We start from the raw sequence: 21,980 nt of genomic DNA, 5'->3' as shown, positions 1-21,980 counted from the left end.
GATGCGTAAAAAAATACTGTTCATCACCAGGTGGTATCCGAACCGTGTGGACAAGCTTGATGGAAATTTTATCGAGAATCATGCGCGCGCGGTTTCCATGTTTGCCGATCTCGCCGTATTGTATGTAGGTGCCGATCCAACTATGAGTGACAAGTCGTATGCCTGTGATGTTTCCACTGAACATGGTTTCACGGTAGTACGTGTATGGTACCGGAACAATGATGTTTCTACAAAAATCAATGGCCGTATTATAAAATTCTTCCGGTATCTGAAAGCAACTAATATCGGCTGGAGGCAGACAAAAAAACTATTCGGACTTCCGGACGTGAATCACGTTCACATTTTTACACGACCGGTATTACTTGCATTTTATCTCAGATTCCGTTACAGGATTCCATTTCTGATTACCGAACATTCGAGCCATTTCGTGCATGATCTGCCTGTGCTTTTGCCACCTATGAAATGGTTTGCGCAATATGCAGCACGGCAGGCAAGAATAATAACAGCCGTTTCAAAAACGCTGCAGGAAGCCATGAACGCATTTGGTCTTCATGGTAATTACCGCATTGTTCCTAATGTTGTTTTTGTAAATGAAATACCTTCTGAAAAAAAACAGGAAATAACTGTAGTAAATATCATTGCAATAGGCGGACTTACTGATCAGCGTAAAAATATTGCAGGCCTCATTCAGACTTTTGCCGCTATACATATGCAGTTGCCCGATGCACGACTCAATATTGTGCGGCCGGTATCAGATCAAAAACTATATGAGCTTGCGAAAGAAACCGGACTGCTTAAAACAAAAATTTTCTTTCATGATTATTTATCCAATGATGAAGTATACGCATTGCTTGCGGATTGCGCCTTCCTGGTAGTGAACAGTATTTCAGAAACATTTTCAATGGCTGCGGCTGAAGCGCTGGCCTGCGGAAAACCAGTAATCACTACCCGTTGTGGAGGACCGGAAGAATTTATCGATGAACAAACCGGCGTGTTGATTGATGTTGACGCACCGGATCAATTGTCAGCAGCCCTGATAAGCATGTATGAAAAGTATAACGAATTCCGGCCTGAAAAATTAAAGCAATACGCAACGGATCATTTTTCAGCGCAAATAGTCGGAAAGAAATTTATGGATATCTATGATCAACTTGCTCCTCAAACGCGCCATTGATCGAGGTTGCGCCCCAATATTTTTTCCAATGTGTCAATCTCGGCCTTCATCATTACTGATATTTTCTTTCGTAACACCGGATTTAACGCAGATCGCTTTCTTTCTTTAGTATTTACTTTCCACAGCCAATACATCAGCCAGTCACGACGGGCAGATTGATGCGGGAAAATCCATTTTCCCGCTTTCTTAATTATTGAAGGAGTGTGGACTGTCAATTGCCGGATAAATCCGCTGCGTATGGTTTTGCTGGCGTTGTATACTTTAAATGCAGCAGGTAACATTTCATCCACTCCAATGAACCTTAAAATATCGAGGTAAATTATTTCTGTATCAGCAATAAAGTCATCAAACAAAATCACTTTCACATTTTCAGCTCCAAATAATTCGAGGTATTTCTTTACCTGCAGAGCGTATGATGCAACATCAAAATAATACAGTCCTTCAACCGGGCATTTAATAGCAGGAGAAATCCGCAACCCTTTTTTGCGTTCAGCCTGTGCATTTAATGCTTCTTCAAAATCAGTGATGTTTTCATTGTCATTGAAAACATGGTTGCTGTGAAGCGCATACATCATGTCGACAGGATTGCGCAAAAGAATAATAATTTTTGCTTCAGGATTGAATACTTGAATTTGATGCGCAGCAATGGTGGAGTATAAATTCCAGACAGAAACTTCACCAATGGCAATTTCATTTTTATAATCTTTGTAATAAGCCAGAAACTTTTGTTCATCAAGCAATGGAAACCTGAAATGAAGATCGGTACAAAAAAAATTCAGCTCTTTAATCCTGGGAAGATATACCTGCGGATGCTGTTTCAGATATTCATACAGTGAGGTGGTACCGCTTTTAGGTGCACCTACGACAAAGAATCCGGGTTTTATAATACTATTCATCTGATGCGAAGCAGGGTGGAATTAATTCCTGTCTTACGAAACACAGCAATGGACATGGCTACATTCAGCACTACATTGTTCACTGCCGCTGCAATGGCTGCTCCTTCTTTTCCAAAAGTTGGAATCAGTAAAAAGCTAAGGCCCGTAGTAAGCACCGCACAAATCACCAATAACTGAACAGCTATCTTCTGATGCCCCGTCATGGTAAGCATGTAGCCGACTGATCCCGTTGCAAAGTTTACAACCTGCGATAAGGTTAGCAACACCAAAACAAAACTGCCACCGCCGAATTCTGCACCAAATAACCTTAGAAAAAATCCAGGAAAGAACAGGAAACAAATAATCAGCGGGAGTGAAAACAGAAGTCCGAACCATAAACTTCTGGTAATTACCAATTGCAGTTCTGCAATTTTTTTTTCCGCATATAATTTGGAAATCAATGGAGCCAGCACTACGTTGAGTGCAAACAACATATACCCTTCGAGATCTGAGAGCCGCGTGGCGATGGCAAACACTCCTGTTTCTGCCGCATCCCTGAAAGAACCCAAAATAAGCAGTTGCACCTGCGTGAGATAAAAATAAATACCATTCACCATAAAAAGTGAAAGTGCAAGTTTGCTCCATCTCACCTTTTCAAATAATGGCGCAACACCTGAAACGGTAAGCAGCACTTTGCGTTGCACAAAATAATTTCCTGTAACAAACGCAATGATAATGCTTACCACACTCAACACAATTACCATCGATACACTCAATTCTTCCCTGAAAAAAAAATAACAAACTCCAATCAGCAACAGCAGCAAGAATGGGCGCAATAACTTATCAGGAAACTGGCTAAGAGAATTGAATTGGAAACTTCTGAGCCATGAAAATCGCAGGTTAATCATCGCAATTACCGGCAGCGCAGGAATTGCGAGCCACAATCCTTGCCTCAATAAGTCATCAGCAGGTTGCTTAAAAAAATAAGACACAGCAAATAACACGACAGAAACAACAAATGAAATCAATAGAATACGCCTTGTTGCATATAAAAAATAACCGCGCATCAGTTCACTTCTTCCCTGCACACGATAAGCCGGTAATTCCTTAACTGCCAACTGTTCAAATCCCATACAACTGAATACTGCCAGCAAATTCACCCACGAAAATCCATAACTGAATATGCCATAAGCTGCCGCTCCCAATAAGTTAGTGATCGTGAGACTGATGAGCAATGAAGCAATTAGTGAACACGCTTGTATGCTGAAAACCACCAGCAATTCCCGTACATGCCGGCTGCTGAGCCATTCGCGGAGACTTTTTGTGGAAAGTGATTTCAGGATGGAATCCATTCAGCAGTGGTGAAGGATTTTTTTGATGAAGGTAAAATAGGCAATATTAAATTCAGGTGGAGGCCATCCATATTAAGGTCACGGAAATACTTTCCGGCTTTCACTTCTGTTTCACTTTTCATCGGATCAGTGTCACATTCCCGCTCTTGTTAATCACTGTTCCGTCTGTTAGTTGACCTTTCAGATGCCACACATAAACACCCACCTCTTGCTTGTTGCCATTGAACGTTCCATCCCACCCAAAATCCACATTAGTGGTGGTGAATAACAGTTGCCCCCAGCGATTGTAAATGCTGAAGTCAATAGAGACTATTCCGCTTCCAAGCACATGGAGCAAATCATTTTTACCATCATTATTGGGAGAGAAAGCTGTAGGTAATGTCATCACAGGCGGAATTACAATGTTACAGGAGTCATCGACTGCAATTACTATCGTATCAGCACCTAAAAAACAATTGTTTGAATCAGTAACGCTCACTATATAAACGATGTCCGTATCCGGAAAACACAAGGGCTGACTGCATTCAACACAACTCAGAAAATCTGTTGGTGTCCATGTGATGCCGGTAAAATGATTCACGCTCAGTAAAACTGCTTCGCCCAGGCAAACCATTGTATCATTGCTCGCTACAACTGGTCCTGAGGAAGGCCAAACGATGACATGAACCGAATCATACTGATTGCATCCGAACTGATCTTTCGCAAACAGGTAATAATTTATGGATGCACCAGGCGTGCTGACAGGATTTGAAATTGCCGGATCGGATAATGCAGTAGCGGGTGACCATTGATACATAATGGCTCCATCTGAAAATAACTGAACTGATTCACCAAAACATAGTGCAGTATCCGGACTTGCATGCAAATCGAAGGGAGGATGAATCACAACAGTAACTGTATCTGTTGCTGTACAACCACCTGGCCCGGCCGCCGTAACCGTATAAGTTGTTGTTGATTCAGGTGTTGCTACCGTAGCTTCGCAGGTGAAACAACTCACACTGCTGGTTGGCGTCCAGTAATAACTTGTTGCACCATCGCCATCGAGCTGTACCGAATCACCATAACAAACAGCGCCTCCCGCACCTGCATCAATCACCATCGCACATTCGCATTTTTTCACTGTAATGTCATCAATTCCAAAATCATTGCCCAATGCACCATTCTGTGTATTTACAAGACACATGGTGATGGATGTATTTAATCCGGAGGTCCATGTCTGTGCAAAATTTATCCATGTATCAGACTGAAATGGAGCGTTTAAGGCGCCAAAAAACGGGAAGGTATTCATAGTAACCTGGATGGCGGCGGGACTTTCCGTAACCAAAGAAGTAAGCCAATAACTGATTTCATAAAAAGAATTCGGATCAACCGGAAAAGTCTGACACCATGGAGATGAATTAGCAGTGGTGGCACCATTCACAATCAAAAAATTTCCGGTTCCTGTCGTGTGATCAGTTCCTGAAAAGGAAGACTGGTAAACAGATGCATCAACGTCAACCGTGTATTTACCTTCTGCAAAAAGACAACCTGGCGTTGAACAATAGTTGTGATCAGAAATGAAACCGGTATTTCCCGCACTGAAATCACCATTGGTGATAATGCTTTGTGTAGATAATTCCAGTCCGATAGGACATTGAGCTGCTGCATCAAGCGCAAAACAAAATCCTGTAACGAAAAAAAGATTGCTGATCGAATGGCTAAAAATTCCTCTCATTACCGGCGAAGTTACAGAAAGGAAAGTATTTCGCTTACCAGATAAAAATCAACCCCATCCATCAGCTATTTAACCTATAAATATTTACATTTGACTAACGTGAAATTTCTTCCAGATGTCCTCCAGAAATATCCGGAATAACATTTTCTTTCAAATTACGGGCTGGACATTCTCTGCCTGGTTGTTTATGGTAATTCGCGTTGCCGGACTTGCAGATTATGAACGCATCAAGTTAATTGAACCCATCCGTTACCAGGTAATATTCATCCAGAGTACCATGGCTGGATTTACAATCGGGCTGCTGTTGGGTATTCTTGATATTTTCCTGTCAAAAAGTAAATTACGTAAACGATCCTTTGGCTTTTTAGTGGTTATAAAAGGATTGATTTATATCAGCACCATAATTATTGTGGTTTCACTTATTCATTTCATTACCGGACTGTCAGATCAACTCAGCATACAGCAGGAATTGGTAAAGCTGAAAGTGTTTTATCACCAGGGATTGCTGATTGCAATTCTTGTTTATGCATTGGTGATTTCCTTCCTGATAAGCTTTATACTGCAGGTGAATCAGAAATTCGGTCCGGGAATATTGTTGCCAATGTTACTGGGCAAATATTTTAAACCACAACAGGAAAACCGCATCTTTCTTTTTCTCGATCTCCGTTCTTCCACCACCTATGCCGAAAAAATCGGCCATGTGCTTTTCAGCGAACTGATACAGGATTGTTTCTATGATCTTGCCAAACAAGTGGAAAAATTTCAAGCCGAAATTTGTTTGTATGTTGGCGATGAAGCAGTAATTACCTGGAAGCTGAAAAACGGATTGCTTAATAATAACTGCCTTCGCATAACACTTGCTTACAACGAACAGCTTCAGTCACGATCTGAACACTACAAAATCAAATACGGCATGGTCCCCGAATTCAAAGGAGGGTTGAATGCAGGACTGGTGATGGTGGCTGAAGTAGGTGAAATAAAAAAAGAGATCACTTATCACGGTGATGTAGTTAATACAGCTTCACGCATTCAGAATCTCTGCAACCAGTATGGCAAAAATTTGCTGATCTCCGAACAATTAAAAAATCAATTACCTCCCGCCAACGATCTTCAATTTCAATTGATAGGCTCGCTCGAACTGAAAGGCAAAAAGGAATTGGTGAGTATATTTAGCGTCGAAAAGAATTAAGAATTGAGAATTAGGAATTAGGAATTATCTAACTGTGAGCATAATGTCCAATGACTAATGGCAATATACATGAGTTCACCTTCAACAAACAATCTAAACTCCTCAAACATTTCAAACCCTTCAAACATTTCAAGACCACATCTCTTCGAATTTGAAGATCTCCCCTGGTTTCCGCAGGTAATTCGCGAAGGCATGATGGATTTTTTGAGACACAATATCTCCTGGTTGAATTTCTATGAACCCGTAGCGCCGTTGTTAAAAGAAACATTGATGGCAACACAGAAAAATGAATTGCTCGAGCTATGTGCAGGTGGTGGCGGTGGTGTTTTAAAGCTGATGAAATATTTAAATGCGATTGATTGCCATCCTCAAATAACACTCAGTGATTTGTATCCGAATATAGAAACCTACCAAAAGTTAAAACTTGAAACAAATGGGAAAATTGATTTCATGGAACAACCGGTGGATGCATTAAATGTTCCTGCGACAGTAACGGGAATGCGTTTGTTGTTTTCTTCCTTTCATCATTTCAGACCTGAATCAGCCAAAGAAATTCTCGCAGACGCCGTAAATAAAAAGGAAGCGATAGGAATTTTTGACGCGGGTAATAAAGGTATTTTTACAATGCTCTTCGGAGTCATACTTTTGCAACCCATTGCATTTTTGGTACTCACTCCTTTTTTCAAACCTTTCCGGTGGAGCAGATTGCTGTTTACCTACCTCCTTCCGCTCATTCCTTTGTGCACCATTTGGGACGGTTGCATTTCTATACTGCGATTTTATACAGTGGAAGAGTTGAAAGTCCTTACAGAACAAATTTCGCCCAATCATTATACCTGGAAAGTGGGCCAGCTCAAAAACAGATGGGGACTAAAAGTGAATTACCTCATTGGCCATCCATAACCATCATTCGATCATAAACATACCATTCAAAATGACAGCAGCAGCACTTATTCAATCACTACCTCAAAGAATGAAAGTTGGTGCCGGCCAGGGAATCGACCTCCTTTATCATTTCAAAATTTCGGGCGAACATGGAGGCGATTTTACGGTGAAAGTTAAAGACGGCGTTTGTAGTGTTGAAAAGGGACTCAGTGGTGATCCCAAATGTGAAATTGAAGCGATGGATACGGTGTATGAAGATGTGGAAATGGGACGCACCAATGCACAGATGGCTGTACTATTCGGGAAATTGAAAGTCAGCAACATTCCATCGTTGTTGAAATTCGTTGAGATGTTTGAACGTGCCGTTTGAAAAGGGTTTCCAATAAATATAAATCCATTCGGAAAATCTGTAAAAACAGGCTCCCGAACGCTACCTCTCAGATTCCCTTTCTATTCATGATTTCATTGAAATCTTCCTTGCTCAGGATTACCGGTTGATAAAGAATTCCCAACCTGTCGAGGTTCCGGACAAATGCCACAAGGTGACTCTCAGATTCATGCAACAGGTAATTATAGGTGCCTGTAATTTCTTTGTCTGTTGAATTAGCGATAGCAATTCTCAGGTCAAGAATATCCATCTCTTCCACTTTGGCAGCGGTTCTGAACGAAGCCTGAAGACTGACACTTCCGGCAGCCACCAGATCAACATACTTTACCTGTAAATCATTATCTGAAAATAAACCACGGTTATCCTCATTTACAGCCACAGGATCTTCCAATTTATATTTTTCTATCAACAACTCCACCTGCGTCATATGGTAGGATTCACTCTCCGCTGTATTTGCAAATACTTTCTGATTCCATTTCTCATTCAACGTCAAATAAACATCTCTGGACATTTTTTCCTCTTCTCTCATTTGAAGAATGGTGCTTTTTTCATTTTCTGAAATGAGCTGAGCCATTGTAGCGGTACTTGCAATTGCAAGAACTATTGCCAGAATTATTGCTTTCATGGTCTTAAATTTTGTATAAAATTAATTTCACGGACTGCTATATTTCCTGCCAATCGTCATAGCCGCAACTGATTTTTATCAGGAACGCGAAATCCCTAGCAGGATCATAAAAAAGGATGAGATTTATCACATTCCTTTATGACTACTATCAGTTATTGAAATAGGTAACACAGGTAGTTTCACAAAATAAAATCACATTATGAATACCGTGAACAAGGATGAAATACTTGAATTAACAAGCGCGGTTCACTACCGTCCTTCGGTATCAATCATTTTAACATTTGATACTAAAATGGGCCTGACAAAGGAATTACGCCATTTACTTAAAACAGCCACAGACAAAGCAGAAAAAAAGCTCCTGGAAAATTATGCTCCTGATAGGTCTCTGCCGGTAATTCAAAAGTTGAGAAGCATGATAAATAATTTAAAATTTGACAAAAGCAAAAAAAGCATTGCCATTTTTGTATCTCCTATATTAGAAAAAGTCATCTATCTTGATATCCCGGTTGAAGAAAAAATTACGATAGATGAATCTTTTGAAGTCCGTGATCTTATCTATGCAAAGGCCCTGTCGTATCGATACCTGCTGCTCGTGCTTAGCATAAATGAAAGCAGCATATTCCTCGGCAATAACCATTCCATTGAGAAACTTGATTCAGACATGCCGCAATCGGCCAATGCATTTAAAAATGACATCGCGGAAAAAGTGGCAAATTTTTCAGATACAGCAGAAAGGAAAGAAATTGTAATGGAAAAATTTTTACGTTCCGTAGATACTTCACTGGAAAAAATACTCCATGAATATAAACTGCCTGTTTTTGTATTGGGAACCGAAAGAATTGCAGGCCATTTTAAGCACCTGACAAAAAATTCTACAGCCGTAAAATCTTACGTGCATGGTAATTTTGCAGAATCGAATCATGAACATATTATAAAGGTGGTAGCTCCTTATATAACTGCATGGCAAAAAGAAAAACAGAAAGCTGTTTTAAATCTTTTGCAGGAAGCATCGGGAAAAAAGAAGCTGGCAGAAGGTATCAGGGATGTTTGGGAGGAAGCCAGCAATCATAACGGCAGATTATTAGTAGTAGAAAAGAATTACACCTTTGCTGCCTATCAGGGTAGTAGTGCTACCGTAATCGGCAATGCCGCAGATCTGTCAGTGAATGCAGGCAACATTAAAGATGCAGTGGATGGAATAATTGAAATGGTGCTTGCAAATGGTGGTGAAATTGAATTCGCGGAAAAGGACTCATTGAAAGAGTACCGGCATATTGCACTCGTAAAATTTTATTAATACCAATTAACAGTATAAGTTGAAGGCAGGTCCATAACGGACCATTTAATTGTACGATGATGATTCTGAAATTATGATTGTCAGCTGATTAAATTTCCTTACATCATCTCTCAAAACGCTAACTTCCTTTGTTACCAAGGTCGCCCTTACCTTGTTTTGAATTCCTAAACACTATGGTTGTTCGTAAGTACCAGTAAAACCCATATTCTTTCCAATCAAAAATATCAAGATGGGATTTTCATTTTTAAAAACCCGTGTTGAATAAAAAAAGCCCCGCCACCCTGAAGGCGGGGCACAAGCCAAAAAGATACTGACTACTTGCAGCCATATCTTTAGCTGCCGGCTTAATCGTTGATTTCTTTTTTCTGTATCTAAAAATCATGCTGTTTTTTTCCTCTATCACATCACCACTTTATATTTTTATCCTCTTCCTCACAGCACCAATTTCAAATCCGCTTCAAAATTATTTTCACCACATTTTCAAAACAACAACATTCATCATATGATCGTATGAAGTTTGTCATTAGCCTTCACTGTCAGAGATGAAAAGAAGCAGCCTCTTTTAAACGTACGTTGAAATGATTTTTTATGACCACCATCATTATTCATTTTGACGATCGTCATTTTTGAAAGAAAGCAAAATAGCGTGCTTTACTACAGCATACAGGAAACACTCGACTTGCATAACAATGAAATTGGTGTAAAGGAAGAAGTGATCCTGATTTTTGAATACCAGGAAACGAGGTGAAATTCATTTCAAATAAAGCATGAGGTAAAAAAATCAGAATGGAAGCGTTCCAAAATTATAATCAGATTCAGAAACTTCTTCCGCTTCCGGCACTCACAGGTAATTTTTATGCTTACAAGTGCATGATAATTGTTGTTATGGTTTTTCAAAAGCATAAAAGATCCATTGAAATAAATGCATGCGCAGATCAAACAGGTTTATCTAAAACAAATACTTAAAAAAAATGAAAACCTTCTTACACCTGCTCCTGGGCTTTGTAGCCATGTCGTCTACTTTTTCAGGAGTGCTCCTCCTCCTTCATCCCGACGGATCAACTCTGAATTTGTCGACAGAATTGCTAAATGGAACTCCATTCAATAACTTCTTTATTCCGGGGCTGATACTTTCTGTTGTTGTAGGCGGAATGCACCTTGTGGCAATCGTGCAAAACATGAAACATGCAACCAACCAGTACACTTGGGCTATGGCAGCCGGCATCACCCTTTCCGGATGGATCACCTTTCAGCTGCTGCTGATCGGTGCGGAGCATTGGCTGCAATTGTTTTACCTCGTCATCGGAATACTTACCATTTTCATCGGTTATCATTTAAAAGGCAAATGGGCGGTATGAATTTTATGATGTTGAAAGATATCAGTCAGAATCCCAAATCTGCCTGTCCGGATTTCTGATCTTCAATCTTAACAGGAATGATATCCATTAAGAAATGCGGATATGGATTCATCATTTTAAGTAATTCTTCCGGATTAAATTGAGGATTCATCCAGTTGTCCTGAATATCCTGATCTATGATCCACGGCATTCGATTGTGGTAATCCATCACCAATGCGTTGGGTTCAGTGGTAATGATTGCATACGTCAGCAGCTTATCAGCATTCTCCGGGTTCGTCCACCAATTATATAAGCCACCGTAGTAAAATGCATCAGTACCCTTCACCGTGAAAAAATATTTCTGTTTTGTTTTCTTATCGGTCTCATAAAAACCGGAAGTCTGTACAAGGCATCGTTGTTTATTTTTCCAGAGTCCTTTCCAGGTTGGTTTTATGGTGATGGAATCATTGCGTGCATTGAAGGTGCTCTTTGCATCGCTTAACTTTTTATTCCAGCTTGAAACCAAACCGAAGCGACCTGGCCTGACTTCACTTTCTCCAAGCAGAATAATATTTCCTTTCCTGCCGGGAAATAAACTTTCATCATCCTTAGTGGATATAATCAATGGCCCGGAAGAATGGGTGATGCTGAATTTTGAACCTTCCCCGGGATGATCGTGCTGCCAACGTTTGCGGGCACGGTGTTCCAGATCTTCATAGTTATAGCACATCGCATTATTAATTTTATTTGGAATGAGGCTTGAAATTTTTTTGTGATTACAGACTCAACGGCTGAATTCAAGATCATGAATGCAATATCATAAATAATGGCAATTTTTGAATTAACTATCGATCTGCTTAATTCCTAATTGCCAAATTACTCTCAACGAAGTCACTGTCCAACTCATCCTTGCTTTTCCAAATTTTCAAATTTTTCATTTTCCCATTGCATACCCTCACTCGCGCTCGTTTGCAGGCAAGCATTGAGGGAGGCGAACGAGTGCGTATGTCCTACTTCTCTATTATAATCTTATCTTCATTTTTTCAATATATAATATCATGTCAGAACAATATAAATTTCTAAACACCGAAGGAATCTACAAATTGCATGAAATATTTCGCGACTTAAAAAAGTTTACGGCTGAAGAAATTGTAAAATGCATGAAGGAGATCAATGAAAGCCGAAGAGAATGGATGTTGAAGCAGTTCATTGAAGAGGGTATGCCACTGACTCGTATCACTCGCTACAAAGTATGGCAAGATGGTAACCATCCTGTTGAATTAGTAATCAATGAGATGAGAGCTGAGCGCCTTCATTACCTGCACTATAACCCTGTTGAAGCCGGCTTTGTGTGGGAGCCTCATGATTATTGTTATAGTTCGGCAATTGATTATGCTGGTGGAAAAGGGTATCTTGATGTGGATCTGATTCAATAATTGTGCTGCAGGTTATGTTGAGAAGTGCACTCGTTCGCCTCCCTCAATTGCTTGTCTGCAAACGAGCGCGAGTCTGGGGATAAATTGATTGAAAACGTCGTTTAAGATCCAATGAATCTGATCGATTGCAGCAGCTTATCAGCCGGAATCTATTTTATAAATATTCTTGAGAATAAGGAAGTTATTTGGTTCACTAAACTAATCAAGGTGCAATGAAGAATTTGATAACATTTGTTTCCTTTGTTCCCTTTTTTGTATCAGCTCAAAACCGTAACAATGTCTGGGAGCTTGGATACTCTCTTTATTCAGCTCCAAAATCTGAAATGAGATATTTCGATGAAACTATGAACACTTCTGAAGTTTCTAGGACAATGACTTTTTTTATTACAAACGCTGGTATAAGTGACACATCAGGAAATCTTCTTTTTTATTCTAACGGAATCACTATCTCAAACAAAAATAACGATACTCTCCAAAACTCAACAAACTTCAATCCTGGCTGGGCGACCGATTTTAATGATCCGTTCGGCATGAGCAATTGCCAAGGAATTCTGATTCTACCCGATCCTGGTATTTCCACAAGATATTATGTCTTTCATGAAAGCGGTGAAAGTATATTTTCTTATGGTGCTTCTGAAGTTCAACCATTAGGATTGAGTTACAGCGTGATCGATATGAACCTCGATAATGGTCTTGGCGGAATAGTAGATACATTAAAAAACAAAAATATCATTAATGATACTTTGCTATGGGGTGGGTTAACTGCTATTAAACATGCAAACGGAAGGGATTGGTGGGTAATTGCACATAGATTTCATACAAGTAAGTATTATAAATTATTGCTTACACCTCAAGGGATTCAAGGCATTTATGAACAAATTATTGGTTCTGATTCAATGAATGACATCGGCGTACAAGCGACATTTAGTCCTGATGGAAGCAAATATTGTATTTCAAACTATGGTGGTTGGTTTGATTACATGAATTTCGATCGTTGTTCAGGGGAATTTACCGACCCTATTCAGGTCTTTAGTCCCGATTCATTTTTTTATGGTAGTTCATTTTCACCAAATAGTCGTTTTATTTTTGCATCATCTTTGTTGAATCTTTACCAATATGATACGTGGAATCCAGATATGGGCACATATCCAATTCATATTGCAGAATGGGATTCATTTGTTAATCCGTATTTTGATATTGCTGTTTTATTTTTTATGCATCAGCTTGCACCGGATGGTAAGATTTATGTTTCACCTTGGAATGGTGTTGAATATTTGAATGTAATCAACTCCCCTGACAGCTTAGGATTGTCTTGTAATTTTAGTCCTCACTCTTTTATTCTCACTCAGAATGCGTTCACCAATAATATTCCATCTTTTCCCAATTACGATTTGGGAAGACTGAAAGATTCACCTTGTGATACCATTGAAGAAACATCATCTGATTTCGTTGCAGCAGAAAATTCCAGATTTGCTATTACTCCAAATCCAGCAGCTAAAAGGATAAATATTGTTTATGAAATCAAGGACGACGCATTCTTAACTTTGTTTGATATTAATGGTAAGATAGTCGCTACTACAAACTTGTTTCACTATTTCAAAAACAGGTTAGTAGATGTTTCCTATCTTGTCTCCGGAATTTACCTTGCAACGGTAACGCAAAAAGGAAAAATTATATGGAGTGAGAAAGTTGTAGTGGCTCATTAAATATTTAAAAGGTTGCAAGAGTGTATGGTGAAGTACGATGCAGAGAGGTTGAAATACTTGTAAGCGTCCGCTCACCTTTAAAAACTGTAAAGCAAAATAATTTTTAACAATTCTTTTTCTCCGCTATAATCCCTCGCACTGCTATAAAACTAGCCCTCCGATTGGCTCACAAATCCGGCCTCTACAGGATTGTAGTGTATGTAGTGCATGGTATTATTCAATAAGTCATTGGTGCTCAATTCGATGAGCTCATTGTACTACTGCCACAATTGAAAATCCATGTTATTAGCATTCTTCTTCCCCGTCCTATTAAAGAAGCTCATTGAAGTGGGTATGCCACTGACTCGTATCGCGCATTATAAAGTATGGCAAGATGGTAACCATCCTGTTGAATTAGTAACCAATGAGATGAGAGCTGAGCGCCTTCATTACCTGCACTATAATCCTGTTGAAGCAGGCTTTGTCTGGGAGCCGCAGGAATACTGCTATAGTTCAGCAATTGATTATGCAGGTGGAAAAGGGTATCTTGATGTGGATCTGATTCAATGAAAAACCAGTCTCTAATATTACTTTACTCGTAAGGATTGTGCTGTAGGATATAATGAGAAGCGCACTCGTTCGCCTCCCTCAGTGCTTGTCTGCAAACGAGCGCGAGTCTAAGTTTAAGCTGTTTTATTTACCTAAATATTTTGAGTTAAAATTGATATCATTACTCCTACTTTGTCCCCAAATAAAATTTTCATTTTATGATTAGAAATTTACTGCCTATTATTCTGATGATTTCCATTGAATTAAATGCATTTGCACAACTGCAGCTTGTAAAAGACATCAATACCGACATTGTACCTGATGATGCGAACCCTGAACAGTTGATCCTTTTCAAGGGAAAAATTTATTTTGCAGCAACAGACTATCGTGGCTCGGAACTGTGGAGTACTTCCGGCAATGCACCGGGAACTATTCTGGTTAAGGATATTAATGCTGGTGCAAACTCTTCCAATCCTTCAGAATTCTGCGCTGTTGACGATGTTCTCTATTTTACAGCAGCCGATAGTGCACATGGGACAGAACTATGGAGAACTGATGGAACATCCGGTGGAACATACCTGGTAAAAGATACCGAATCCGGAGAGTTCAGCGGATGCAACAGTACAAATGGTATGATTGCCATTGACGGCAAACTCTATTTTGTTGCCAAAGGCGCCAATGGTACTATGGATGTTTGGGTAAGCGATGGAACTACTGCCGGAACGCAAACCCTTAATCCATTTTCTACTAACGGTACACCCAATTACTTTCAAAATTTAAATGGAAAATTGGTGTACTCCGAAAATAACCAGGTTTGGATATATGATGGTATTAACCCAGCCATTGTTGTTTATACAGTGCCTTCAGGATTTATAAACAGCGTGGTTGTACATGGTGATTATGCATTTTTTTGTGGTCAATATAGCACATTCGGCAGCGAATTAATGAAGTCAGACGGCACTATTGCGGGAACCGGTTTGGTGAAAGATATATGGCCAGGATCAAGCAGCTCAAGTGTTAGCAACATGACATCGTTAAACGGTATGCTCTTGTTTTCTGCCATCGATGGAATTAACGGCAGAGAATTATGGACCAGTGATGGAACTACCGCAGGAACCTATATGATCAAGGATATTGCCCCTGGGGACATAGGTCCTTCGAATCCTTATAGTTCAGTGCCACAGGATTTTACTGCAGCGGAATCATACATATACTTTCAGGCTTACACACCTAATGAAGGTCGTGAATTATGGAGAACAGATGGAACCGCACCGGGAACGGTGCTTGTGAAGGATATTAATACAGGCATCGGATATTCCAAACCGGCTGATTTTTTTTACCTGGATGGAACGCTTTATTTCCAGGCATTTGATAGCCTTCATGGCATTGAATTATGGAGCACTCAACCATCTGCATTAGGAGCCTCTTTGGTAAAAGATATATATCCCGGAGATGAAAGCTCAGAACCGGAATACCTGGTTGCGTTAAACAATAAAGTATTTTTCGCAGCTACCACACTGGATCAAGGGCGTGAGCTGTGCAAATCTAATGGCATTGTTACTGGAACCAAATTGGTGAAGGACATATATGGTCCTACTTTGAGTAGTGCCGATCTTGACGACGATAACTATGCTGTAATGAATGGGAATTACTTTTTTGTGGCCAACGAGGGAGTAAAAGGCTATGAACTTTGGAAGAGTGATGGGACATCTGCAGGAACGAAGATGGTAAAGAATATTTATCCTGGAGGAGTAACTGACTTCACTTCGCCTTATTACATTACCAATATTGCAGGAACTATTTACTTTGGCGGAAATGATAGTATTCATGGATATGAACTCTGGAGGAGTGACGGTACCGCAGCCGGAACAAAAATGGTAAAAGATATTGCACCCGGAACAGAAAGTTCCTTTCCAGCCCTGTTTTGTGAAGTAGGTGACTTACTCTTTTTTCAGGCATTCGACCCAATTCATGGAACCGAGCTTTGGAAGAGTGATGGCACTTCAGCCGGAACAAAAATAGTAAAGGATATAAATCCTGGTGTACTGTCTTCTGATCCATCAGAGCTGTATAACTACAATGGTGTATTATACTTTGGCGCGGGCACAGAAAATGAAGGAAGGGAATTATGGAAATCAAATGGTACTGCTTTTGGTACAAAATTAATTAAGGATATCAATGGCAGTAACGAAAGCAGTGAGATACTTGATGTTAAAAGCCTTGGAAATATAATTGTATTCAGTTACCGGTTTGGTGACTACCCATATAGCGGCGGATTATACAAAACTAATGGCACTCCTGCCGGAACAGTGTTGATTTCTGCTGGACAATTTACATCCACAAGGGCCTCAAATGGGTACTTATATTTTTCAGGAAAAACAGGATCTCCTCCGGACTATGAACTTTGGAGAACAGATGGGAATACTGCAGAACTTTTTTATAGTATCAGTTCAGGAACATCCAGTTCGCTGCCCTACCTGTTTGCTGATTTGAATGGAGTGCTCTTGTTTTCTGCCGATGGTGTTGGGGGAAGGGAATTGTATCGCACCGATGGGACTATTGCAGGAACTTATATCTTAAAAGATATTCAACCAGGTTCAATAAGTTCTAATCCTGACGATCTTAAAGTGATAGATTCTGTGGCCGTTTTTATGGCCTATACGGCTGATCATGGTGTTGAACCCTACCGGACCAATGGCACAACAGCGGGAACATACCTTATTGGAGAAGTGGTTCCGGGTTCATCCGGAAACATTTTCCAGGAACCTAATTTTGGTAATGTGGGTAATGCTGTTCTTTTTTTTACTAACGACTTAATTCATGGTTACGAATTATGGAAAATTGAATCACCATTCAGGATATTGGAAGATACGCTGTGTGTTGAAAGTAATCTGTCACTTGATGCGGTTGTTGCTCCTAATCCTTTTTCCAATACCTGCAACCTGTATATTACAGGTGAGATGTTAGAGAAAGTGACAGTAACAATTTCAACTATTACGGGCACTTTAGTTGATAAGTTTATTACAAACTGTGGAACAACAGTTGAAATAGGAAGAGATTTAACTGCGGGGGTTTACCTGGTGCAGCTAAAACAGGCAATCAACACTAGGGTATTGAAGCTCATAAAAACAGATTAAGCAAATTGATTATTTTAGGAAGGATGAAGGTTCCCAAACGAAAGACCCCAACCACTCGCGCTCGTTTGCAGACAAGCAATTGAGGGAGGCGAACGAGTGCGCGTTCACTTCTTTATTTTAAATAGTATCTTCATTTCTTCAATCTATAGTATCATGTCTGAACAATATAAATTTCTGAATCCGGAAGGCATTTATTTTACTACTTCTACTATCGTAAATTGGATTGATTTATTTACCAGGAAGGACTATGCGGAAATCGTTCTCAATTCTATACGCCATTGCCAGCAGAAAAAAGGCCTGGTTATTCATGGATGGAATTTGATGCCAAGTCATCTGCATTTAATTGCAAGCAGAAAGGGTAGCCATAAATTGCATGAAATATTCCGCGACTTAAAAAAGTTTACTGCAGATGAAGTTGTAAAATGCATGAAGGAGATCAATGAAAGCCGAAGAGAATGGATATTAAAGCAGTTCATTGAAGTGGGTATGCCACTGACTCGTATCACGCATTATAAAGTATGGCAAGATGGTAATCATCCTGTGGAATTAGCAACTAACGAGATGAGAGCTGAGCGCCTTCATTACCTGCACTATAACCCTGTTGAAGCAGGCTTTGTCCGGGAGCCGCAGGAATACTGCTATAGTTCAGCAATTGATTATGCAGGTGGAAAAGGATATCTTGATGTGGATCTGATTCAATGAAAAACCAGTTTCTAATATTCCTTTACTCGTAAGGATTGTGCTGTAGGATATAATGAGAAGCGCACTCGTTCGCCTCCCTCAGTGCTTGTCTGCAAACGAGCGCGAGTCTGGGTTTATTAAAGACACCTACAAAGCATGGAGAAAATCACACAATGCGCCTAATACTTTTATTACTTAAAAAAACTTGCCAACTACCCCCATTTTTGAAACAAGAGATTTTTGTTTAGAACCCTTATCAGCTAAAGGGCACATCGAATTTTACTCTATTTTTAGTCGGACAATAATGATAAAATAATTCAAGTAAAACATTGTATATGAACAACAAAATTATTTCTATAATAATGTTTTCGATCTTCATGCAGCTTGAAATATTAAATGCTCAACCAGGAACACCGGACATGAGTTTTGGCGATAATGGTCATGTTCTTACTTTGATTAGCTTAGGTTCTAAATCTTATACTTCTGCCTTACAATCTGACGGTAAAATTATCGCGGCTGGAATGGCGATTAATAATGGTCCGGGTGGTGGGTTTGAATATGACTGGGCACTTGCCAGGTATAATACTGATGGAACGCTTGATTCTACTTTTGCTTATGGAGGGTTAATTGTTCCGGTTAAATATGGATTGCCAAATTCGATAGGAATCAGCACAGACGGTAAAATTATTGTTGCAGGCCATACCAATGACAACTTTCTTCCTGCAATCGCGAAATTTAATGAAAACGGATCTTTCGATACTAGTTTTGCTAATGGAGATTTGTTGCTTCCTGATAATATTGAATTTCTAACGACAATTGAACTCCAGACAGACAACAAATTAATTGTTCTAGGAGTAACAATTGATTCTATGCAAATTAGCATTAATAAGTTGATTAGATATAATGTGAATGGTTCTATTGATAGTACTTTTGGTACGAATGGAATAGTAATTATTAATTTTGACAACGAAAGCTCTTGGTATGGAACGTTAGCTGAACAGCCAGATGGCCGCATTTTGGTAGGTGGTCAGGTATATAATGGAATAAACAATTATGATTTTGCTGTTGCCAGATTTAATTCCAATGGTACGATCGACTCAACTTTCAATGATATAGGAATAGTTATTAGTGATATTAATCACACCGATAATCTAGTTAAATCAATAATTGTTCAAGCTGACGAAAAGATTGAATTCACGGGAATTAATTTTGATGGAGTGTTACACGGATATGCTATGGCGCGGTATAATATCGATGGAAGCTTAGACGTCAATTTTGGCGATAATGGTTTTGTTATTACGCCCGAGAATAGTATTCTTAGTTATACGTGGGATATTGTTGTTCAATCAGATGGAAGAATGTTTGTGGCGGGTGGCGCAACTAATGGAAACGGACAAGATTTTGCATTGCTTTGTTACAACTCAGATGGTTTCCTCGATACAACCTTTGCTTCGACAGGAATTGCAATAAACAATGCTGGCGCACTTGATGGAGAAGCAACTTCAATAATATTACAACCTGATGGAAAAGTACTAGCCATCGGATATATAGGCGATAAGTTTGCACTAGTTAGATATTTTACAAGCCTTAATACAGCAATTCCAGATCTTGCTATTGAACAAAATTCACTATTCTTCTATCCCAATCCTATAGCGCAAAACGGTGTGGTTCAATACTTTCTTCAAAGGACTCAGGAGGTATCGATTGATTTAATTGATATGCAGGGAAAGGTAGTATATTCATTAATGAGTCATGAAATCCAATTGAAAGGAAAACATGAATTGACAGTTATATTTCCAGAAATGTTAGAGCCAGGCATGTATTTGATTTCGGTTTCGTCAAAAAGTGGAGATGATTCAATTATCAAAATTATTAAGGATTAACATCTAATAATTTTTCAGCCTCTGGTTGGTGTTTTCACCAACCAGCATTAGAACGGTTGGCTTAGTCATCCATCATTCATATCTTTCGTCGTCCCATATTTCTTTGTCATGTTGGGCGGAATTTATTTCAATGAACGCACCGAGCTGAATTCCTAACTCATCCGTACCATTCCATCGTATGCTCTGACTCGCGCTCGTATGCAGACAAGCAATTGAGGGAGGCATATTAAAGCAGTTCATTGAAGTGGGTATGCCACTGACTCGTATCACGCATTATAAAGTATGGCAAGATGGTAACCATCCTGTTGAATTAGTAACCAATGAGATGAGAGCTGAGCGCCTTCATTACCTGCACTATAACCCTGTTGAAGCAGGCTTTGTCCGGGAGCCGCAGGAATACTGCTATAGTTCAGCAATTGATTATGCAGGTGGAAAAGGGTATCTTGATGTGGATCTGATTCAATGAAAAACCAGTTTCTCATATTCCTTTACTCGTAAGGGTTGTGCTGTAGGATATAATGAGAAGCGCACTCGTTCGCCTCCCTCAGTGCTTGTCTGCAAACGAGCGCGAGTCTGGGGAACTGTATTATATGCCGACTGATTTCCTATGTTTACCCCATAATAAAAAAACCCTTGTAATCTGATGATTACAAGGGTTTCAATGTTGTATTGGTGATCCCGGCAGGAGTCAAACCTGCAACCTTCTGATCCGTAGTCAGATGCTCTATTCAATTAAGCTACGGGACCGTAATTAGTCATTGGTCATTTGTCATCAGTCATTGTGTTGCTGCTCAAGTGGCGTTACCATACCATTAACAATTCACCATTCACCAAAACAAGGCTGCAAAAATAAATTTAATTTCCGAATGAACGAACATCATCCACACTTATTCACATTGAATGAAAGGCTGCTGATTTTTTTTGGAGTTTCAATTCCAATGCAGTTACTTTATCGCACTAACCTGTAACATTATGGAGAAGGTTGCTTCGGGAAAAATTTTAATCGCAGAACCATTTATGGAAGATCCTTATTTCAAAGGCGCTGTGGTTTTTTTGTGCGAGTGCAAAAATGAAAATGCATTCGGACTCATCCTCAACAAACCTACTGAAATGAAAGTGCATGAAGTGGTGGAAGATTTTCCGGTAGTTGAAAATCACATCTTCTATGGTGGCCCTGTACAACCAAACACGCTGCATTATCTTCACAAGCGCGGGGACCTGCTCACAGACAGCACCAAAGTGAAGGAAGGTATTTACTGGGGTGGCGATTTTGAACGCCTGATATTTCTACTGGAAACAAAACAGATTCAACAATCAGAAATACGTTTTTTCTTCGGCTACTCTGGTTGGGAAGAAGGCCAGCTGACGCGGGAAATAAAAGAAAGTTCCTGGTTCATCGGAAAAGGTCTTGCTGCCTATCTCTTTGAAGAAGATCCGAAAGAACTCTGGCGCACTGTATTACACAATATGGGTGACCGCTACCAGGTGTTTGCCGACTTCCCCGAAAATCCAAGTCTTAATTAATGCACTGACTTTATAAATGTATCAGGTCTAAAAAACCATTCAGTATCCTTTCTCCATATTTGAAGAGAAAAAATATAATAACGAGGTAAAAAAGAATTCGCAAAATGGTTCTCCAGGGTATTTGTTGTCGTCTCCGCGAACTTCTTCTTCCCATATATTGATGGTTTTTGTGGTCAAATGTAGTTGAATTGGGTGGGTATTTTTATGGGGTTATATGGCTATATGGTTGAATGGCTATATGGTCATCTG

The 21,980-nt window shown here is 39.6% G+C and carries 22 protein-coding genes and 1 tRNA gene; 15 read left to right on the top strand and 8 right to left on the bottom strand.

The annotated features are described in order from the left end of the window. The first annotated feature begins 1 nt into the window (after position 1). Complete coding sequence (locus IPO83_14690) at positions 2 to 1,174, top strand: glycosyltransferase family 4 protein (GenBank protein MBK9732499.1); 1,173 nt, start codon at positions 2 to 4, stop codon at positions 1,172 to 1,174. On the opposite strand, the gene IPO83_14685 is transcribed toward IPO83_14690, so the two are convergent. From IPO83_14685 to IPO83_14670, 4 genes are read right to left on the bottom strand one after another with little or no spacing between them, the layout of a single operon-like run. Further along, complete coding sequence (locus tag IPO83_14685) at positions 1,159 to 2,070, bottom strand: sulfotransferase (protein MBK9732498.1); 912 nt, start codon at positions 2,068 to 2,070, stop codon at positions 1,159 to 1,161. The genes IPO83_14690 and IPO83_14685 overlap by 16 nt on opposite strands. Continuing rightward, complete coding sequence (locus IPO83_14680; protein ID MBK9732497.1) at positions 2,067 to 3,401, bottom strand: oligosaccharide flippase family protein; 1,335 nt, start codon at positions 3,399 to 3,401, stop codon at positions 2,067 to 2,069. The genes IPO83_14685 and IPO83_14680 overlap by 4 nt, the downstream gene beginning before the upstream one ends. Beyond that, positions 3,386 to 3,523, bottom strand: a complete 138-nt coding sequence (locus IPO83_14675; protein MBK9732496.1) for a hypothetical protein — start codon at positions 3,521 to 3,523, stop codon at positions 3,386 to 3,388. The genes IPO83_14680 and IPO83_14675 overlap by 16 nt, the downstream gene beginning before the upstream one ends. Then, on the bottom strand, positions 3,520 to 5,115 hold the full coding sequence (locus IPO83_14670; GenBank protein ID MBK9732495.1) for a gliding motility-associated C-terminal domain-containing protein: 1,596 nt from the start codon (positions 5,113 to 5,115) through the stop codon (positions 3,520 to 3,522). Before IPO83_14670 ends, IPO83_14675 begins: the two co-directional genes overlap by 4 nt. Before the next feature lie 115 nt (positions 5,116 to 5,230). Between IPO83_14670 and IPO83_14665 the strand changes: the two genes are divergently transcribed. The 3 genes from IPO83_14665 to IPO83_14655 all read left to right on the top strand — a co-directional run bounded on the left by IPO83_14665 (position 5,231) and on the right by IPO83_14655 (position 7,559). Beyond that, positions 5,231 to 6,304, top strand: coding sequence for an adenylate/guanylate cyclase domain-containing protein (locus IPO83_14665; GenBank protein ID MBK9732494.1), 1,074 nt, complete (start codon positions 5,231 to 5,233; stop codon positions 6,302 to 6,304). Between the two features lie 69 nt (positions 6,305 to 6,373). Continuing rightward, the gene (locus tag IPO83_14660; GenBank protein ID MBK9732493.1) at positions 6,374 to 7,207 is read left to right on the top strand and encodes a class I SAM-dependent methyltransferase; all 834 of its coding nucleotides are present in this window, start codon (positions 6,374 to 6,376) and stop codon (positions 7,205 to 7,207) included. 31 nt (positions 7,208 to 7,238) lie between these two features. Next, the gene (locus tag IPO83_14655) at positions 7,239 to 7,559 is read left to right on the top strand and encodes an SCP2 sterol-binding domain-containing protein (protein MBK9732492.1); all 321 of its coding nucleotides are present in this window, start codon (positions 7,239 to 7,241) and stop codon (positions 7,557 to 7,559) included. Between the two features lie 67 nt (positions 7,560 to 7,626). Here the strand turns inward: IPO83_14655 and IPO83_14650 are convergent, their stop codons facing one another. Then, positions 7,627 to 8,202, bottom strand: a complete 576-nt coding sequence (locus IPO83_14650) for a DUF2202 domain-containing protein (protein MBK9732491.1) — start codon at positions 8,200 to 8,202, stop codon at positions 7,627 to 7,629. A 199-nt stretch (positions 8,203 to 8,401) separates the two neighbouring features. Here IPO83_14650 and IPO83_14645 point away from each other — a divergent pair, with 199 nt between their 5' ends. From IPO83_14645 to IPO83_14635, 3 genes are all read left to right on the top strand, one after another. Beyond that, complete coding sequence (locus IPO83_14645) at positions 8,402 to 9,499, top strand: hypothetical protein (protein ID MBK9732490.1); 1,098 nt, start codon at positions 8,402 to 8,404, stop codon at positions 9,497 to 9,499. Between the two features lie 610 nt (positions 9,500 to 10,109). Continuing rightward, entirely contained in the window at positions 10,110 to 10,247 is a 138-nt protein-coding gene (locus tag IPO83_14640; protein ID MBK9732489.1) for a hypothetical protein, read from the top strand. A 223-nt stretch (positions 10,248 to 10,470) separates the two neighbouring features. Continuing rightward, positions 10,471 to 10,857, top strand: coding sequence for a hypothetical protein (locus IPO83_14635; protein ID MBK9732488.1), 387 nt, complete (start codon positions 10,471 to 10,473; stop codon positions 10,855 to 10,857). 25 nt (positions 10,858 to 10,882) lie between these two features. On the opposite strand, the gene IPO83_14630 is transcribed toward IPO83_14635, so the two are convergent. Beyond that, positions 10,883 to 11,566 (bottom strand): SOS response-associated peptidase, encoded by a 684-nt coding sequence (locus tag IPO83_14630; GenBank protein MBK9732487.1) that lies wholly within the window; start codon positions 11,564 to 11,566, stop codon positions 10,883 to 10,885. A gap of 328 nt (positions 11,567 to 11,894) precedes the next feature. Between IPO83_14630 and IPO83_14625 the strand changes: the two genes are divergently transcribed. From IPO83_14625 to IPO83_14600, 6 genes are all read left to right on the top strand, one after another. Then, on the top strand, positions 11,895 to 12,272 hold the full coding sequence (locus tag IPO83_14625) for a hypothetical protein (GenBank protein MBK9732486.1): 378 nt from the start codon (positions 11,895 to 11,897) through the stop codon (positions 12,270 to 12,272). Between the two features lie 212 nt (positions 12,273 to 12,484). Next, positions 12,485 to 13,978 carry a T9SS type A sorting domain-containing protein gene (locus IPO83_14620; protein ID MBK9732485.1) on the top strand — a complete coding sequence of 498 codons (1,494 nt, stop codon included), beginning with the start codon at positions 12,485 to 12,487 and terminating at the stop codon, positions 13,976 to 13,978. A gap of 279 nt (positions 13,979 to 14,257) precedes the next feature. Continuing rightward, the gene (locus tag IPO83_14615; GenBank protein MBK9732484.1) at positions 14,258 to 14,527 is read left to right on the top strand and encodes a hypothetical protein; all 270 of its coding nucleotides are present in this window, start codon (positions 14,258 to 14,260) and stop codon (positions 14,525 to 14,527) included. Positions 14,528 to 14,724: 197 nt separating this feature from the next. Further along, complete coding sequence (locus IPO83_14610) at positions 14,725 to 17,643, top strand: T9SS type A sorting domain-containing protein (GenBank protein MBK9732483.1); 2,919 nt, start codon at positions 14,725 to 14,727, stop codon at positions 17,641 to 17,643. A 153-nt stretch (positions 17,644 to 17,796) separates the two neighbouring features. After that, positions 17,797 to 18,345, top strand: a complete 549-nt coding sequence (locus IPO83_14605) for a transposase (protein MBK9732482.1) — start codon at positions 17,797 to 17,799, stop codon at positions 18,343 to 18,345. A gap of 314 nt (positions 18,346 to 18,659) precedes the next feature. Then, a complete protein-coding gene (locus tag IPO83_14600) occupies positions 18,660 to 20,207 on the top strand; it encodes a T9SS type A sorting domain-containing protein (GenBank protein MBK9732481.1) in 1,548 nt (515 codons plus the stop codon). Between the two features lie 72 nt (positions 20,208 to 20,279). Here the strand turns inward: IPO83_14600 and IPO83_14595 are convergent, their stop codons facing one another. Then, positions 20,280 to 20,432, bottom strand: coding sequence for a hypothetical protein (locus IPO83_14595; GenBank protein MBK9732480.1), 153 nt, complete (start codon positions 20,430 to 20,432; stop codon positions 20,280 to 20,282). 25 nt (positions 20,433 to 20,457) lie between these two features. Here IPO83_14595 and IPO83_14590 point away from each other — a divergent pair, with 25 nt between their 5' ends. Next, positions 20,458 to 20,673: a hypothetical protein gene (locus IPO83_14590; protein ID MBK9732479.1), complete on the top strand. Its 216-nt coding sequence runs from the start codon at positions 20,458 to 20,460 to the stop codon at positions 20,671 to 20,673. Between the two features lie 204 nt (positions 20,674 to 20,877). Here IPO83_14590 and IPO83_14585 read toward each other — a convergent pair. Then, a tRNA-Arg gene (locus tag IPO83_14585) sits at positions 20,878 to 20,954 on the bottom strand. Between the two features lie 225 nt (positions 20,955 to 21,179). Here IPO83_14585 and IPO83_14580 point away from each other — a divergent pair. Beyond that, positions 21,180 to 21,731 carry a YqgE/AlgH family protein gene (locus IPO83_14580; GenBank protein MBK9732478.1) on the top strand — a complete coding sequence of 184 codons (552 nt, stop codon included), beginning with the start codon at positions 21,180 to 21,182 and terminating at the stop codon, positions 21,729 to 21,731. Positions 21,732 to 21,980 lie beyond the last annotated feature (249 nt).

The organism is Chitinophagaceae bacterium, from assembly GCA_016717285.1.
Lineage (GTDB): Bacteria > Bacteroidota > Bacteroidia > Chitinophagales > UBA10324 > JACCZZ01.
This window is presented reverse-complemented; position numbering and strand designations above follow the sequence as displayed.

What these genes read in the sequence shown, in the direction of transcription:
- IPO83_14580 (MBK9732478.1), top strand. Translation starts at nt 21,180, where the DNA reads ATGGAGAAGGTTGCTTCGGGAAAAATTTTAATCGCAGAACCATTTATG.
- IPO83_14690 (MBK9732499.1), top strand. Translation starts at nt 2, where the DNA reads ATGCGTAAAAAAATACTGTTCATCACCAGGTGGTATCCGAACCGTGTG.
- IPO83_14670 (MBK9732495.1), bottom strand. Translation starts at nt 5,115, where the DNA reads ATGAGAGGAATTTTTAGCCATTCGATCAGCAATCTTTTTTTCGTTACA.
- IPO83_14660 (MBK9732493.1), top strand. Translation starts at nt 6,374, where the DNA reads ATGAGTTCACCTTCAACAAACAATCTAAACTCCTCAAACATTTCAAAC.
- IPO83_14680 (MBK9732497.1), bottom strand. Translation starts at nt 3,401, where the DNA reads ATGGATTCCATCCTGAAATCACTTTCCACAAAAAGTCTCCGCGAATGG.
- IPO83_14600 (MBK9732481.1), top strand. Translation starts at nt 18,660, where the DNA reads ATGAACAACAAAATTATTTCTATAATAATGTTTTCGATCTTCATGCAG.
- IPO83_14590 (MBK9732479.1), top strand. Translation starts at nt 20,458, where the DNA reads ATGCCACTGACTCGTATCACGCATTATAAAGTATGGCAAGATGGTAAC.
- IPO83_14645 (MBK9732490.1), top strand. Translation starts at nt 8,402, where the DNA reads ATGAATACCGTGAACAAGGATGAAATACTTGAATTAACAAGCGCGGTT.
- IPO83_14630 (MBK9732487.1), bottom strand. Translation starts at nt 11,566, where the DNA reads ATGTGCTATAACTATGAAGATCTGGAACACCGTGCCCGCAAACGTTGG.
- IPO83_14635 (MBK9732488.1), top strand. Translation starts at nt 10,471, where the DNA reads ATGAAAACCTTCTTACACCTGCTCCTGGGCTTTGTAGCCATGTCGTCT.
- IPO83_14675 (MBK9732496.1), bottom strand. Translation starts at nt 3,523, where the DNA reads ATGAAAAGTGAAACAGAAGTGAAAGCCGGAAAGTATTTCCGTGACCTT.
- IPO83_14615 (MBK9732484.1), top strand. Translation starts at nt 14,258, where the DNA reads ATGTTATTAGCATTCTTCTTCCCCGTCCTATTAAAGAAGCTCATTGAA.
- IPO83_14595 (MBK9732480.1), bottom strand. Translation starts at nt 20,432, where the DNA reads ATGCCTCCCTCAATTGCTTGTCTGCATACGAGCGCGAGTCAGAGCATA.
- IPO83_14610 (MBK9732483.1), top strand. Translation starts at nt 14,725, where the DNA reads ATGATTAGAAATTTACTGCCTATTATTCTGATGATTTCCATTGAATTA.
- IPO83_14685 (MBK9732498.1), bottom strand. Translation starts at nt 2,070, where the DNA reads ATGAATAGTATTATAAAACCCGGATTCTTTGTCGTAGGTGCACCTAAA.
- IPO83_14605 (MBK9732482.1), top strand. Translation starts at nt 17,797, where the DNA reads ATGTCTGAACAATATAAATTTCTGAATCCGGAAGGCATTTATTTTACT.
- IPO83_14655 (MBK9732492.1), top strand. Translation starts at nt 7,239, where the DNA reads ATGACAGCAGCAGCACTTATTCAATCACTACCTCAAAGAATGAAAGTT.
- IPO83_14620 (MBK9732485.1), top strand. Translation starts at nt 12,485, where the DNA reads ATGAAGAATTTGATAACATTTGTTTCCTTTGTTCCCTTTTTTGTATCA.
- IPO83_14665 (MBK9732494.1), top strand. Translation starts at nt 5,231, where the DNA reads ATGTCCTCCAGAAATATCCGGAATAACATTTTCTTTCAAATTACGGGC.
- IPO83_14625 (MBK9732486.1), top strand. Translation starts at nt 11,895, where the DNA reads ATGTCAGAACAATATAAATTTCTAAACACCGAAGGAATCTACAAATTG.
- IPO83_14650 (MBK9732491.1), bottom strand. Translation starts at nt 8,202, where the DNA reads ATGAAAGCAATAATTCTGGCAATAGTTCTTGCAATTGCAAGTACCGCT.